11 protein-coding genes are annotated in these 16,660 nt (G+C 38.3%); 7 read left to right on the forward strand and 4 right to left on the reverse strand.

Going from position 1 to position 16,660, the window contains the following annotated elements:
* Positions 1-19: 19 nt before the first annotated feature.
* Positions 20-2,149 carry an ATP-dependent DNA helicase RecG gene (gene recG, locus BP74_RS07910; RefSeq protein WP_496372812.1) on the reverse strand — a complete coding sequence of 710 codons (2,130 nt, stop codon included), beginning with the start codon at positions 2,147-2,149 and terminating at the stop codon, positions 20-22.
* A gap of 590 nt (positions 2,150-2,739) precedes the next feature.
* On the opposite strand from recG, the gene BP74_RS07915 reads away from it, so the two are divergent.
* The 6 genes from BP74_RS07915 (at position 2,740) to BP74_RS07940 (ending at position 9,642) form a co-directional block, all read left to right on the forward strand.
* A complete protein-coding gene (locus BP74_RS07915; protein ID WP_496372814.1) occupies positions 2,740-3,861 on the forward strand; it encodes a glycosyltransferase family 4 protein in 1,122 nt (373 codons plus the stop codon).
* A gap of 202 nt (positions 3,862-4,063) precedes the next feature.
* Complete coding sequence (locus BP74_RS07920) at positions 4,064-5,293, forward strand: glycosyltransferase family 39 protein (RefSeq protein WP_496372816.1); 1,230 nt, start codon at positions 4,064-4,066, stop codon at positions 5,291-5,293.
* Positions 5,294-5,701: 408 nt separating this feature from the next.
* Positions 5,702-6,085, forward strand: a complete 384-nt coding sequence (locus tag BP74_RS07925) for a response regulator (RefSeq protein WP_496372818.1) — start codon at positions 5,702-5,704, stop codon at positions 6,083-6,085.
* A gap of 38 nt (positions 6,086-6,123) precedes the next feature.
* Complete coding sequence (locus tag BP74_RS07930) at positions 6,124-7,242, forward strand: sugar transferase (RefSeq protein ID WP_496372820.1); 1,119 nt, start codon at positions 6,124-6,126, stop codon at positions 7,240-7,242.
* 149 nt (positions 7,243-7,391) lie between these two features.
* Entirely contained in the window at positions 7,392-8,594 is a 1,203-nt protein-coding gene (locus BP74_RS07935; protein ID WP_496372822.1) for a glycosyltransferase, read from the forward strand.
* 70 nt (positions 8,595-8,664) lie between these two features.
* Entirely contained in the window at positions 8,665-9,642 is a 978-nt protein-coding gene (locus BP74_RS07940) for a hypothetical protein (RefSeq protein ID WP_496372824.1), read from the forward strand.
* A gap of 47 nt (positions 9,643-9,689) precedes the next feature.
* Here BP74_RS07940 and BP74_RS07945 read toward each other — a convergent pair whose 3' ends face one another.
* The 3 genes from BP74_RS07945 to BP74_RS07955 form a co-directional block, all read right to left on the reverse strand.
* Positions 9,690-10,838, reverse strand: coding sequence for a glycosyltransferase family 4 protein (locus BP74_RS07945; RefSeq protein ID WP_496372826.1), 1,149 nt, complete (start codon positions 10,836-10,838; stop codon positions 9,690-9,692).
* A 46-nt stretch (positions 10,839-10,884) separates the two neighbouring features.
* Positions 10,885-11,505 carry an acyltransferase gene (locus BP74_RS07950; RefSeq protein WP_496372828.1) on the reverse strand — a complete coding sequence of 207 codons (621 nt, stop codon included), beginning with the start codon at positions 11,503-11,505 and terminating at the stop codon, positions 10,885-10,887.
* Positions 11,506-11,585: 80 nt separating this feature from the next.
* Positions 11,586-12,938, reverse strand: a complete 1,353-nt coding sequence (locus BP74_RS07955) for an oligosaccharide flippase family protein (protein WP_496372830.1) — start codon at positions 12,936-12,938, stop codon at positions 11,586-11,588.
* Positions 12,939-13,319: 381 nt separating this feature from the next.
* On the opposite strand from BP74_RS07955, the gene BP74_RS07960 reads away from it, so the two are divergent.
* The coding region (locus tag BP74_RS07960; protein WP_496372832.1) for a PKD domain-containing protein at positions 13,320-16,660 on the forward strand (3,341 nt) is incomplete at its 3' end.

The following is a 16,660-nucleotide window of genomic DNA, read 5'->3' on the forward strand; positions in this document are numbered from 1 at the left end:
TTGTTGTGTAAACACCCTGTTAAGAAATTCTGCTCCAGGGAGTTTTACCATGAAGTGACAGTAAATAGTTCTTCAGAGGTTGATTGGCGGGGTCTTCTAATTCCGGATCATTTTCTATGAGCTGCTCTGCTACCTTCTTGGCAGCTTCCAGTATCAGTTTATCTTTGACAAGGTCTGCCAGCTTAAAGTTTAATACACCACTTTGTTTGGTTCCTTCTATTTCTCCCGGACCACGCAGCTCCAGATCTTTTTCTGCAATTTCAAAACCATTGTTGGTAGTGGTCATGATCCTGATCCTTTCTTTAGCCTCTGTTCCAAGCTGGGACGATGTCAATAAGATACAGTAGCTCTTTTCAGCACCTCGACCCACCCGGCCTCTTAACTGGTGCAATTGCGACAAGCCAAACTTTTCCGCATTTTCAATGACCATCACTGTTGCATTGGGGACATTTACACCCACTTCAATTACCGTTGTACTTACCATGATCTGTGTATCACCCGAAACAAAACGTTTCATATTCGTTTCTTTCTGGTCAGAGGGCTGACGACCATGTACCATACTTATCCAGTAACGCGGCTCGGGAAAAAAAGCTTTTACGTTTTCATACCCACTCATCAGGTTTTCATAATCCAGTTTGGAACTTTCTTCAATAAGCGGGAAGATTATATAAACCTGGCGGCCTGAATCTATTTCTCCCCTTATGAAATCCATCACCTTAGTCCTGTAACTATCATAACGATGAACTGTGGTAATAGGTTGCCGCCCTGGTGGTAATTCATCCATAATACTGTAATCCAGGTCTCCAAAAGCAGTCATGGCCAGCGTACGGGGAATGGGTGTTGCCGTCATCACTAATATATGCGGCGGTATAGGCGCTTTTTTCCATAGGGATGCTCTTTGAGCAACACCAAACCGGTGCTGTTCATCAATTACAGCAAAACCAAGGTTTTTAAATTGGACAACTTCTTCTATCAGGGCATGAGTGCCGACAAGGATACTAAGGGTTCCTTCTGCCAGTTCTTTTAAAATATACTTTCGTTCACGGGCAGGAGTTGAGCCTGTAAGTAGCTGTACCCCCACCGGTAGTTCTTTCAATAAAGAGCTTATTGAGGTAAAATGTTGCTGAGCAAGTATTTCTGTAGGGGCCATTAAACAGGCCTGATAGCTATTGTCTACAGCCAGCAACATAATAAGGAGAGCCACAATGGTTTTTCCACTTCCCACATCTCCCTGCAATAACCTGTTCATCTGGTGACCACTGCCCGTATCGTTACGTATTTCTTTAATCACCCTTTTTTGAGCACCCGTCAGGGAAAAAGGCAAATGCTCTTTATAAAAAGTATTAAAAAGTTCCCCTACTTTTTCAAAGATCACTCCCTTCGACTTCCGGTGCCTGTCAGAACGAACCTTTGCCAGGCGTAGCTGGGTAATAAAAAACTCTTCGAATTTTAACCTTCTTAAAGCCTGTTCGTACAAGGGAATCGAACTCGGAAAATGTATTTGCCTCATCGCCTGGTACCGCGGCATCAACTTCAATTTGCTAGTCAATGCCTGGGGAAGGTTTTCAGGGATGGCAGATTCTGTAAGTAATGAAAATAAAGCAGTTGTCAATTTTCCTATTTGGCGCCCGCTCAATCCCTTGGCCTTTAACTTCTCCGTGGTGGAGTAAACAGGCTCCAGGAAATCCTTAGTGGAAGTACTGAGGTTTTTCACCATTTCCATTTCAGGATGCACGATCTGGGGCTTGCCCATAAAAAAGCTGATCCTGCCAAAGACATTATATAATTCATTTTGCTTCAGGTTCTTTTCTATCCAGCTTACATTTTTGAACCAGGTAAGTTCCAACACCCCGGTTTCATCGGTAAGAAATGCTGTAAGCCTCCTCCCGCTGCGTTCCCCGGCCATTTCAAAATACCAGAGTTTGCCCTGCACCTGCGCAAAGTCCACTGAAGGTGTAAGATCTGATATGCGTGTGATGCGTGTTTTATCAATATGCCGGTAGGGAAAGAAGTTCAAAAGGTCTCCGTAGGTAAAAATGCCCAATTCCTTTTTTAGCATATCTGCTTTCAAAGGGCCAACGCCTTTAAGGTACTCTATGGGTTGTGCTAATATGTTTGTAAGAATGGCTATCCGAAGGGGTTTAGACAAAAATAGCGACTTAGGGATTTTATAAAGTAAACATTATATGATCCCATGTTAAAGCAAAATCAAAAAGAAAACATTACAGCTATAAATGACTGCAAAGAAAGGATGTATAATGTAGTCTGAACCTATCCGTGATGGGGGAATGATAACCTTAAAAAGTTTTAGACTAAATATTTTTTCCGGGCTATACATCAACCTGACACCCGGTCAACCCCATACCAAATTCCAATTTCGATACGTATTGTTTATAGATACTTCGCTTTAAATATAGTTGTACTCGCTAATTGACGTATAGGAAAAACCAAATTTGGTACAGGATAAGCCGAGGATAAGCCAACTCTTATAGAGTCGGGATATCCTCGGCTTATCTATGGCTGATGTATAGAATACGAATGGAAGATGGTGCAATCAGGCACAAATTGGCTATGAACCCGCCGGAACGCGAAGTACAACCAGCAATTGATCTTTATCCAGTTTTATAGTTTTAAGGAAGTTCTACCCTACCAGAATTACCAGAAAACTATCCAGGTATAACCAAAAGATTATTGCTTTAATAAGTATAAATCCCTATTTTTCCGAAACCAATATCTGCTATGCTGCAACTGCTAAACGAAATCAACCTCAACTTTTCTGCATTTAAATTCAGCATCCTGGCGTTTGTCACTGCGTTCATCATTGCTATGCTGGTCATGCCACCACTGATCAGGGTCGTTAATCGTTTCCACCTTTTTGATGTACCCGATGACAGAAAAGAGCATAGTACGCCCATACCAACTATGGGAGGCATAGCGAGTTTTACCAGCCTGGTAATTGCCTGCCTGCTATGGTACCGGTTCACCAACGACATCCTGACCATTTCCTTTTTCTTTTCCATATGCACCCTTTTTGCCGTAGGCATCATGGATGATCTTAGAAACATGCCTGCACGCTATAAACTGGCCATACAGGCTGCAGTGGCTTCTTTGATAGCTTTTAGTGGAATAAGAATCGAAAGTTTTAATGGGCTTTTTGGAATTGAACAATTGCCACTGGCAGCTCAATATTCTATTACTATCATTACCATTACAGGAATCACCAATGCTTTTAACCTGATAGATGGCATAGATGGACTGGCAGGTGGGCTTGGATTCATGAGCCTTATCATTCTTGGCATCATCCTCACTTTGTGCAAAGACGGAAATAACGCTATAATAGCTTTTGCTTTAGGCGGGGGCTTACTGGGCTTTTTGTATTATAATTTTAACCCTGCACGCATTTTCATGGGCGACACCGGCTCATTGGTATTGGGATTTGTTGTGGCAGTGCTTTCTGTACAGATCATCAAGATTAACTCGGGTTTATATACTGAAAGTATTATTGTCAATGCACCTGTATTTGCCCTTGGAATTGTGGCGATACCAGTATTTGACACCTTAAGGGTATTTGCCATAAGGACCTGGCAGGGCAGATCCCCTTTTTCACCGGACAAAAATCATATTCATCACTTACTGACAAATAATGGCTGGAGCCATAGCTTTACATCCAGGACCATTTGTTTATTACACGGGTTCATCCTGGCATCCGGATATTTCCTTAAAAATATTCCCCAGTTGCCGGCGATAGGAATACTGGTAAGCATCCTGTTGCTGGCAACTTTTGTATTTCAGCGATTAAAACCTGGCAATTCCAGACTAGTTTATTCTGCTAAAGAATCAATGTTATCTAAGTTTCTTTAATAATACTATCGCTATTTACATATCTAAACAGGCATTTATAAATCATATTTTTGACTGAAGACAGGGCTGGGAATAGATTTTATATATTGAATACCGGTACGTTACATTGAGTTTGGTATCACCCATTCATTTTGAACGATACATTTGCACTTTACCCATTAAAAACTATTAGAGTACAATTTTGATAATTACCTTTCAACTGATGATAGATCGAATCAGAAGGCTTTCCCGCTTTGAGTCCCCTACGAAACAAGATTGGGGTATTTATTTCATCGCCTTCATCATACTACAGATACCTGCCATTATTAATTTCTACCAGAATAATGGATTGAACAACGGTTATACTCTTTTTGCCGAATCATTGTTACATGGCAAATTGTCTCTTCCTAAAATGGCCTATTATGGTGATATGGTACATTATGGAAATAATTATTACCTGCCTTATCCTCCCTTGCCGTCAATAATATTATTGCCCTTTGTGGCCATTTTTGGTGCAAGCCAGGTAAATACAGTAGCCATTGCCACTTTAATTTCCTGTATAAATCTTTACTTGTTATATAAAATCCTGGTTAGACTCCAGATACCCCAGTCTTTTATTAACTGGTTGTTACTTGCGTTTATTTTTGGTACAGGCTATTGGTTTGCCCTTTTTACCAGCCATCATGTGTATGCATTTGCCCATATCATATCCATACTGTTTCAATTTTTATTGATCAATGAACTTTTAGGAAAAAAAAGATGGTGGCTAGCAGGCATTTTTATTGGCTGCACCTTCCTTACCCGCCAATTCACTATATTTTATGTTGTATTTGCATTGATCTATATGCTTTATATAAACCAGGAAAAGAGGTCAAAACTGCAATGGAGAACAGTTTTAGAACTTCTCAGCCCGATTGGTTTATTCATAGTTATATACATGGCCTATAATTATGAGCGCTTCGGAAATGTTTTTGATACTGGCTATGACCATATCATTTTCATAGGGGTATTAAAAGAAAGGGTAGATCAATTTGGAGTCTTTAATATAAGATATTTTCTTTTCAACCTATATTCCGTATTGATCAAGGGCTTCAATATTGATTTTCAGGGTAAAACTTACCTCAATATTAAGGATATGGATCTTTGGGGTACCTCAGTTTTAGCGGCCAGCCCTTTTTTAGTGGCAAGTTTAAAGGCTCAATGGCCAAAATTCCTCAAGATTGGTGCATGGATAACGGTCGTTATAATATTAACAGGACAATTATTTTATCATAATAACGGCCTTGAACAAGTAAATACCAGCAGGTTTACGCTGGATTTTCTTCCATTATTATTTGTTCTTACTGCATTGGGTGCGGTTTCTATTCCCAAATGGCTTTTTAAAGGAATGGTAGTTTATGCGCTTCTACTGAACGTAATTAGTTTTGCCATTCACTACATGTACCAGGGTTAAAAGTATATATGGTATAAATTATGGTATATTAAAGAAGTCAGGCACAAGAGATTCCACAATTTTTAGAAATCTACTGATGGCTTGGTTTTTGAAATATTAATAATTATTAATTGTGACCCTAAAAAAAATTGTATGTACCATATAAAAATTATACTTTTAGATCATTAAGAGAAATCCTATATTTCTATCCAGCGACCACCCGGTCTCATAATACCTTTGATCAACCGTCTTCAATACTGCTTGAGCAAACCGCGTTCAAGAATCCTTATTGAAATTTCCAGATAGCTTGTTATCCGATCCAAACCCTGTCCTGGCTAAATGCCATAAAAATTCCAATGCCTTGAATTGCCATAGTTCAGTAAGACCTGTACCCCGATAATGTGAGATTCTAATCAACCCTATTGTACTATGAGCAAAAGTATTTTAAGTGTAAATGGCAATAAAGCCATGAACTACCTGTTACAGACGATTTTTGAGAAAGAATATCGCTTTGTACCCGTAACAGACGTTTTCCAGGCTAACCACCAATTGAAAGTAAATAAGCAAATTGGTGCCCTTATCGTAGATGTGGATTTTCAACCCCAACAAAGTTGGGAATTGATACAGCATATAAAAAGCAGCAGGTTATATAAAATACCTGTAATTGTATTAGCTACAGAAAATAATGATTCGGTAAAGCAGAAGTCATATGAATTTGAATTAGACGAGATATTTTTCAAACCCTTTAATCCGGTGGACTTGATTGCAGCTATTAAAAACCTCACAACAGAGACCATGTTGAGTAATGTTTAATCCTGTTATCAATAACCCAAACCCTAAAACCAGAAACAATGCAAGCAGATCTATTAAATAAGGCATCGCAAAATGAAACCAGAAAGTATTTAAGAGTAGCTACCATAACTAACGAAAAAAGCCCTCTTTTTTTCCTATATGTTGGCAAGGATGATACTTCCATTAAGTTTTTATTAAATACAACCATTTCCGGAGTTATTGCTGAGAACCTGGAAAACGCCAAAAAATTGATTAAATCAGAAAATTTTAATGAACAAACAGTTGATGTAATAATACTGGATGTGCCTTATAATGCTGCTGAATTGAAAAATTTTGATTGCTTTATCAGGTCGTTGGGCAAGGGCTATAACTCTATACCTGTATTATATAATGAATGCCAGCTTCCAAAAGAAGAATTGGGCTTTTACACTAATATGGTTGATGATGTAATAGATCTTTCCAACTGGCAGTTTGATCTTTCCAGTAAGATCTCTTTCCTGAAGCAAGCCAAGGAATATAATATGGCTTTAAACCAGAAAGAAGAATGTGTGAAACCAGAATACTCTTTATTTAAAAGAATTCTGGATGTATTGATCTCTTCTATTTTGTTGATTATAGCCCTGCCTATTTTTGCCTTGATCGCCCTGGTAATAAGATTAGAGTCCAAAGGACCTATATTTTATGCAGCAAAAAGAGCTGGAAGGGGCTTTAAAATATTTAAATTTTATAAGTTCAGGACCATGGTCGTAAATGCCGATAAAAAGATCGAGGCATTAGCCCACCTGAATCAATATGGCCAGGCCTCTAATGGTGCTAAGTTCTTTAAAATTGCTAATGACCCTCGTATCACTAAAGTTGGTAAATTCCTTCGCAATTCCAGTCTTGATGAATTGCCTCAGCTTTTTAATGTTTTAAAAGGTGATATGTCGCTGGTTGGTAACAGACCTTTACCACTTTATGAAGCAGCAACACTAACCACTAATGAATTTGTTGAGCGATTCATGGCTCCTGCAGGTATTACCGGATTGTGGCAGATTAAAAAGCGTGGAAAAGCAGAAATGTCTATAGATGAAAGAATAAGTCTTGATATTTCTTATGCACGGCAGGCCAACATTCTGTACGACTTCTGGATTATGGCTAAGACTCCTGCAGCCTTGTTGCAAAAGAGTGATGTTTAATTTTGCTTTGTATTTTTATTGATCTATAGTTTGTTCGGACTGCCGTAAAAAGCAGGCTCAACAATTGCTATAGTCTAAATGCTGCAAGTATTGCAGCTGATTTGAAATACAGGAAATGAATTCATTCTTTCATAATTCGAAATCACCCTATGCAGGCAAAAAATAAAACAATTTTCCTTTTTGGATATGGCAGATTTGATCACTTATATGAATCTGTAAGTTTTATCCTGGCAAAGGAATTTGCAAAAAACAATCATACAGTTTATTATATAGATTATCCCTTTACAACAAGGGATGCTATGAGGCTTAAGAATACAGAAGCATATAAAGTAAGAAAGGACGCTTTTGAAGGAAGAAATGATGGAGTCATCCAAACTTCTATCCCCAACCTTAATATTCTGATAGTTCCACCCCTTTATTCGCTCCATTTTTTACCGGAAGGAAAGATTTACAGAAAACTTTTAAAGCTAAACGATAAAAAAATTGCGGATAGGATCAATACTATCTTGTCCAGGAAAAATATAAAAGACTATATTTTTATAAATTCCTGGGTATTTCATTATCCAAACGTTACTCAATACTTGAATATAAAGCCTTCGCTTAAGATCTACCATTGCATTGACCCGGTTATCATGCCATATGATGCCAAGCATGGTGTAGTTTCAGAAGATATCCTGGTAAAAGATAGTGACCTGGTGGTTTGTACCAGTCAAAAGCTTCGTGATGAAAAGAAAAAAGTTCATCCCAAAACTTTTTTTGTATCAAACGCTGCAGACATTAAGCATAGCATACTGGCTACAGACAAAAACCTTCCTGAATATGAAGGACTTGCCCGTTTTAAGAAGCCAATCATAGGATATTTTGGCAATATTGAAAAGCGCATTGATTATGCAATGCTGAGAGAAATCGCATTGATGAACCAGGACAAAAGCTTTGTATTTGCAGGACCTGTTGAAAAAGAATATGTACCTGAATATATCAATACAATAGATAACATTCATTTCATAGGTCGCATACCTTATTCCAATCTGCCAAATGTTTTAAAAACCTTCGATGTAGCTATCATCCCTTTTCGTAAGTATGAGGATAGTGCTACCGTTTTCCCTATGAAATTGTTTGAATACCTTGGTTCGGGTAAACCTGTTGTTGCAACAGACTTTAATATGGATCTAAAGAATTTTACAGGAGAATTAGTGCCTTACTGTTCAACAGCCGAAGAATTTTCAATGAGTATTCAGCAAGCATTGGATAATGATACTGAATTTCTGAGACAGGCTCGTATTCAACTGGCAGGCCAGCATACCTGGGAAAGCCGGGCTGCTGCATTCGAAGAGATAATGATGAATGCATAGCTTTTTAATAAAACTTAATCCCATTAAGACGCTTATGGGTAAAACATTTGTTTTAACTTAATAGTCAACCATGTTTACAAAATTACTAAATAAAGTTTTTGGACTTTATATACATAACCGGTATAAAAAAATTGACTCTAACCTCCGTTATTTTATCCGGGATACTTATCATTGTGAATTAGCCCAATGGAAATATGTAGTTAAAGATTATATCACAAAGAAAAAGTACAAGACCATCTCTTATTGTGGTGAATTTGGTCCTGAGTTGCAATTTGTATTACCATTTGCTTATTGGCATTATAAAAATGGAACACTTAAATCAACTTTATCTTCCACTTTTACTTCTGAATTTTATTATTTTTCACCAGATCATCAAGAAGTATATGATGTAAGGACTAATGAAGGCAATTTCAATTACGAAGTGCCCCGGGTTTTATACAGCCATGACTATGATATGAAAAAATGGTTACCGGTTCCTTTAAAAGAGGTTTATAAGAATGATATTTATGTTTACAAAAAACCTACCCTTATTGTAGCAAACAGGTTTAACAAAGAGTGGGACGGACCTCCTATTTCTTTTTTAAGCATAGAAATGCTTGATTACATTTTTCAAAACCTGAAGGATTCCTACACCATCATTTACAACAGGCCGGGGCCCAAGCAAATCACAATGGACAACAGTGATATTTACGAGTTGAATGAAATCGAGTGGATAAGGGCCAATCATCCGGAGGTTGTTTTAATGGATGATCTATATAAGGAGAACAGAGGCGGAGCCAGGAACTTTAATCATTTACAATTAATGGTCTATGCCAACTGCGAAAACTTTATTTCAACTCACGGAGGTACTTCGGTTTTGGCCAGCTATTTCAAAGGAACCAATGTGATTCTTTCAAAACAAGGACCTGAACATACCTTCAACTGCTTTAATACATTGTATCCTAAACTTTCCGGAGCCAGGATATTTCATGCAAAAACGGACAATGAGTTGAAACAGTTTATCAATTCGCAATTCAATGTGAAGAAAAGAAAGGCTGACCTGGTGTAACACAATGGCAGGTTTACAGACCATTGTAATTGTGCTTAATAAACATATTATCGACTGCCTTTTGTTGTGAAATTTCTAATTGATTCATAGACCTTCAACAATTTTTCTGCTGAAGCCTTCCATGTAAATGATGCTGCTCTTTTCAACCCCCTTGATCTTAGATCTTCCAACAAATCATTATTTTTTAATGCCTTGTGCATAGCGGCTGTCAATTCACCAGGTTGGAATGGATCTACCAACAAGGCTGCATCCCCAGCTATTTCGGGCATGGAAGAAGTAGTTGAAGTAATAACAGGGGTGCCACAAGCCATAGCTTCTAAAATAGGTAAGCCAAAACTTTCACGTAAAGAAGGATATAAAAAAAGAGTTGCGGCATTATACATCAACGGTATCTTTTGGTGAGGTACATAACCAGGAAATATAAAGCTATTAATGAGTTCGGGCTGCCTTAATTCCTGCAGAACCTTGATCACCATTTCCTTTTTATAATCAAGTAAAACCAGTGGAATTTTATTTCCATGTGTTATACATAGATCAACATAAGCCTTTATGACATTCAGGGTGTTCTTCTTGGGTGCAGTGTTGCCAAGAAACATAATAAACTGAGGAGGCAGGTTAAATTCTTTTCTAAAATCTTCCACCAGTTTTTGACTGTAATCTGCATTGAACTGTGGACTAACCCCATTGTATAATACCTCTACTTTCCCCTCAGTTGAAGGCATCCGTTTTAGAATATTTTCTTTTTCAAATTCAGAAACAGTTAGAATGAGTGAAGCCTTATTTACAATTTTAGGTACCAGCCATCTTCGATAAAGATTGCCAAGGTTTTGATAAGCAGTTCCTTTAAAATCCACATTTTCCAGGTAGATTATGTCATGAAGTGTAAGTAATAAGGTAACTGAAGATCCTAAAGGAGCTGTATTGGCAGTGCAATGTAAAATATCGATCTTTTGGTTTTTGATTTTTCGTGGTAATTGAATTTGCTCCCAATCAGCATAGGTGAAAGCCGAAAATTTATCAAGTCTGAAGTTGCTTGTTTCAAGTATTGTATTATCCTCAATGCCTTTTCTACTAAATACTACATATTCATTCTTGTAGTCCAGTTGCTGGAGATTTTTGATCAATTCGATAGCCACCACATCCATGCCGTGTTTTTTGGGCCTGAAAATGCGCTGCGCTTCTATTCCTATCCGCATATACAATGATTAATTACCTGCCGAATAGTATGACAGGCATGAAATATTAAGAGACTCTTATCCATTCTTTCTTATCAAAATCGTATTGCTTAATTACCCTGGCCGGATTACCTACAGCAACAGAGAAAGGAGGGATATCTTTTGTTACAACAGCACCTGCCGCCACTACACTATGCTTGCCTATTGTGACACCGGCCGTTATTACAGCATTAGCCCCGATCCAGCATTCATCTTCTACAATAATGGGAGCGGTAGTAACCTTTTGTTTATCTATAGGCAGAGTTACATCTTCATAACTGTGATTCAAGCCACTCATTACAATGTTCTGTGCAAAAATTACTGAGTTACCAATAGTAACTGGTCCAATAATAACATTACCCATACCAATCCTTGTTTCGTTACCAATGATCACATCACCCACACCATTGTTTATAGTACAGAAATCTTCAATGGTAGAAAGGCTTCCCAGTTCAAACCTGTTAAATGGCAAAACGTCCATACGGGTACTTCTTCTTACCACTGAATGCTGCCCCCTCTTATGATAAAAAGGATTAACAAACCAGCTGACCCACTTCCGTGGCCTGGCCTGGTAGGGAGGGACGATAAGCCAGTGAACAAATCCCTTTAATCTTTTATTGGCTTTTATTTTTTCTTTGATCGAGGACATTATCTGAATCTAACTATTATGGGTTTTAATGACCTGTGAAATATACGGTTTATAGGGAGCAAAGTAAAATGATCCGGAATTTACAACTGAACCTGTTTTGCTTTAAACAATATTGCCAATTTTTCCATGATGGTTTTAATGGTATCAAGTATATATTTCCAGATATTATTAAAATTTACACCAATACTTTTCTTCAGAATGTTATACCAGACTATAGTACCTAATACACAACCTATAACATTTCCTATGGCAGCACCATAAGGTCCGAATTGTATAAAGCATATATAATTCAACCCTGCATTGATACCAACAAATAATATGTTTAAAAGAAAGCATAACCTTGCCTTTCCGATATACAATAAAATATTGGCCGCCTGGTTTTGAATAGGCTTTACTAACCCGGAAAGCATATACATCTGCAGAATAAAAGAAGAATCAGCATATTGGGCTCCTGCAATCAGCGTAACGACAAAGTGCGGAAAAATGATAATAAAAAGGGCTGCGGGAGTGGTCAGACATAAGAGAATGCCAACCATACGTTCGTACATATATTTTACCTGTTGAGGGCCTTCTCTAAGATCTACCTGGGAAACCTTTGGAAGTAATATTTCTGCAGCAGAATAAGAAGGTATTTCTACAAGGCCACTAATGCGTGTGGCGGCATTATAGCTGGCTACCATACTTTTGCTGGATGTAAATCTAGCTATCATTAATTGGTCTAGGTTGGAAAATATACTGGAAGTGATTCCTATTCCGAAAATATACCCCCCAAAACCAAGAAGTTTTTTAATCCATTCCATGGTAGGATTAAAACTGTATAAAAGATGTTTTCTACCAAACAGGAAAAGTACAATAGCGCCCAAAACAATACTTACCGACTGGTAAATGGCAAGATGTACCAGGGAAAAAGGAATCTTTAATAACTGGTGCCCCACCACCAAAGCAAAGAATAATACCTGCCTTGCAAAATAGCCTGCAAAAACGGACTTGAAATCAAGATGGGATTGAGAAACCGCTTCAAAATGTGAAAAGTAAATAAGGGCTAACATTCCAGGAGTAAACCATCGTAACATATCCTCGAGTTCTTTTCCTGTATGCAACCAGTTACTTAGAGTACCAGAGAATAAGAATAGAAAAATTATAAATAATATACTGATGGAGGCATTCACTAATAGTGAAGAAGAGGCTATTGCTGTCTTCTCCCTGTTATTATTACCTACAAATTTAATATGGGCATTCTTTAATAGGTTTGATTTAGTGGATTCAAATAAGGTAGTAACAACCAGGAAAAAAGCCCAAACTCCCATTTGTGGTTTAGATAAACTCCTGATCAAAATCAGGAAATTAACAAAGCCAAAAAGGGTCAATGAAAACCGCTGTAAGAAAGTATAAAAGGCTGACCGGATCCAGTATGATGAAAAGTACTTTTTCAAGGGTATTTTACAAGGTTTTTAAGGGTGCGTTCAAACATACAGAAAAATGCAGGACTCTTTTTAATTTATTACCCATTAGTATATTCAGGAATCAAAGACCATAAATTACTACAAAATAAAAAGAATCCTTCCTATTGTCCAATTACCGGGCCTGTTATATAGAAGACTCAAAGAAAATAAATGATAATATGTTCTCCGAATCTAACTAGTACAATCCCCGGTAAATACTAAGAGGAATTACTAATTTCTATTTTCAAAATGTCGAATTTCTACTATAGTTTTCAATTGCGATTATCTTTACTTTAGTCCACGAAAAGAGGTCAACATTTACCATGTTGGTAGCTTTTCAAGGACAATCCAAAATCCTAAAATCCAGTCACTATGAAAAGCCAGAGAGTTCTACTCTTGTTAGTGCTGTGTGCTACTATTGTAAGTAATGCATATGCACAGGTACAAACACCTAAGTATATAACCACCACAGCTAACTCCGGCGGTTATTACGAATATCTTCCTTCCACCTATAATTCTGATGCCAAAACCTATCCCCTGATCATTTTCCTTCATGGACTTGGGGAATTGGGGAATGGCACCTCAACAGATTTACCCAAATTGTTGAACTGCTGGTATGCCTTACCCAGGTTGATCAATGATGGTGGCTTTCCCAAATCATTCAATGTTGATGGTCAGCAACAAGGATTTATTATTATTTCCCCCCAATTTAAAGGCTGGCCTTCAGGATCTGATGTAAATGATGTTATCAATTATGTTATTAATAATTACAGGGTAAACCAAAACCGTATTTATGTAACAGGATTGAGCATGGGTGGAGGGGCAACATGGGATTTTGCATCGGCTTATCCAACTAAAGCAGCTGCGATAGTACCTGTTTGCGGAGCTTCGTGGCCCGACCAAAGTAAAGCCCAGGCTATAGCTTCAGCCAAACTTCCTGTCTGGGCTACACATAATGATTTTGATGGAACTGTTCCTTCTTCTTATACCAAAGACTGGGTGGCCAATATTACCAATGATGGAGGAATAGCCAAAAAAACCATATGGCCCGTAAACAGTCATGACGCATGGACAAAAACTTTTGACCCTACTTTCAGGGAAAATAACCTGAATATATATGAGTGGATGCTGCAGTTTTCTAAAAATACGGCATTAGCAACCAACATACCCCCTTCTGCTAATGCTGGAGCTGATCAAAGTATTACGCTTCCTTCCAATTCTACCACATTGAACGGTATTGGTTCGGATGCTGATGGTACTGTGGCTTCATATAGCTGGACCAAAATATCTGGAGATGCAGCAACTATAACTTCACCTTCATCAGCTTCAACAACAATTTCCGGACTTGCCCAGGGAAACTATGTTTTCCGTTTGACGGTAACTGATAACCAGGGAGCTACGGCTATTGATGATGTAAATATTATTGTAAACCCAGAACCTTATTCCGGTCCTAGCTATAAAATAGAGGCTGAGAACTGGAGCTCAATGAGTGGAGTAAAAACCGAACCGTGTTCAGATGCAGGTGGAACTTTGGATGTTGGTTGGATCGATCAGAATGACTGGATGGATTATACTTTTTCTGTTCCTACCCCTGGTATTTATACAATCAATTTAAGGCTGGCTACGCCGTATACCGGATCTCAGTTTCAAATAAAAGATAGTAGTGGTGCTATTCTGGCTACTGTAAATGTTCCAGTTACCGGAGGATTCCAGGCATGGCAAACCGTACCAGTTTCAATTAGTCTAACTGCTGGCAATCAATCGATTCGATTGCAATCAGTGTCTACCAACGGCTGGAACATTAACTGGCTTGAAATCCTTGGAGGAAATGCTCCCAATCAATCACCAAAAGCTAATGCGGGAGTTGATAAAGCACTTACACTTCCCCTGAATTCAGTTATGCTGAATGGAAATGGTTCGGACCCTGATGGCTCTATTGCATCCTATAGCTGGACCAAACTAACCGGGGGAAATGCAATTATTGAAACTCCTTCAACCGCTTCAACAAATGTAACCGGGCTTGAAGCAGGAATTTATGTATTCCGCCTCACCGTGAAAGATAATAATGGAGCCTCCGCGTGGGATGATGTTAGCATCACAGTTAGTAGTATTCAAACCGGTTCAGTAGTACCTACTGCCAATGATTTTGAATCTTTCAATTCATATAATGGAAAATACGGGTACGGGCTAAACCCTGGATGGTATGGATCAAACTGGAGCACTCAACAAATTATGGATTTGGGCACAGGAAATAATGTGAAAGGAATCGGAGCTAAAGCATTCAGAACACAGATCTATGATAATTACCTTGGATTATACGGTGATAGTTCTTTGCTTGGTGACTATGAACATTTGACTATGTTGGGATCGACAGAAACGACAGTTATGATTGGCGGTCCAAGAGATGCCAATAAATGGGATACTGCTTTCTATACGGGAACCGATAGTAAGGCTAAAGTGTTTAAAGGATTATATGAGCCAACATTTATTAATGGTGAAGTAAACCCTAAAAATACTTTTGCAGCCTATTTATATAAAGTGGTTAAAATCTATGGAAAGTATATAAAGTTTTACGAAGTCTGGAATGAACCGGATTTTACTTATGGTGATGGTGGTTGGTTAGGTGATGCCAATCCTCCTAATCCTAATAGTTGGTTTTTCCATGATCCAACACCTGAAGATCTTGTAAATCTGAGAACTCCTGTTCAATATTACATCCGCATGCTTCGCATTAGCTGGGAAGTAATCAAAAAATACCAGCCAAGCGCATATGTCTGTACAGGTGGAATTGGAAATCGATCATTCCTTGATGCTTTATTACGTAACAGTGATAATCCGGATGGGGGTAAAGTAACCAGTGAATTTCCTTTAAAAGGAGGGGCTTATTTTGATATCCTTTCCTTTCATACTTACCCTGAGTTTCTTTTACGTAATTGGGCTGAACCTGGTGAACCAGCAAGTGCCGATGGATTTTACTATTACCGCCATTCAGATTCTGCCATTGCCAAGCATCTCATGGTAAAGAACAGGATGGATGCATTATTACATAGTTACGGATATGATGCCAGTAACTATCCTGCCAAACAATTTATTTGTACAGAAACCGGGATGAGCCGTCAAACTGATGCCAGCCAATTTGGAGGGAACGAAGTGCAAAGAAATTATATGATCAAAGCACATGTTAAAACACAAATGGATGGCCAGATTAAACAAACATATTGGTTCAGTACTGCAGATGGAGTCAATGCAGCAACTGACCATTGGGATGCTTTTGGTTGTTATTATTATTTTGGTGACAAACAGCCATATAATGCTACACCAACAGACCAGGGCATAGCAATGAAAACCACTTCTGACCTTTTATACGGTAAAACATATGATGCAATAAAGACTGCAGCGTTAAGCCTTCCAGCCTCAGTGGATGGAGGCGCCTTCAAAGGTGCTGATGGTTCTTATGTATTTGTATTGTGGGCCAAAACATCAACTGACCTCTCAGAATTGGCGACTGGAAAGATCAGTTTTCCTTCTTCTATTATTCCATCCGGGTATGTGCAGAAAAAAGACTGGAATTTTTCCAAAACTGATAGTACTACGGTTTTAAGTATTGATAATGTAGTTTTAACAGGTGCTCCTGCATTCTTCCAGGAATCTGTAGCACCACAAACAAACCAACTTCCTGTTGTTAATGCAGGTGCAGATCAAACCATTACCCT

This window comes from Flavisolibacter ginsengiterrae DSM 18136, from assembly GCF_059568575.1.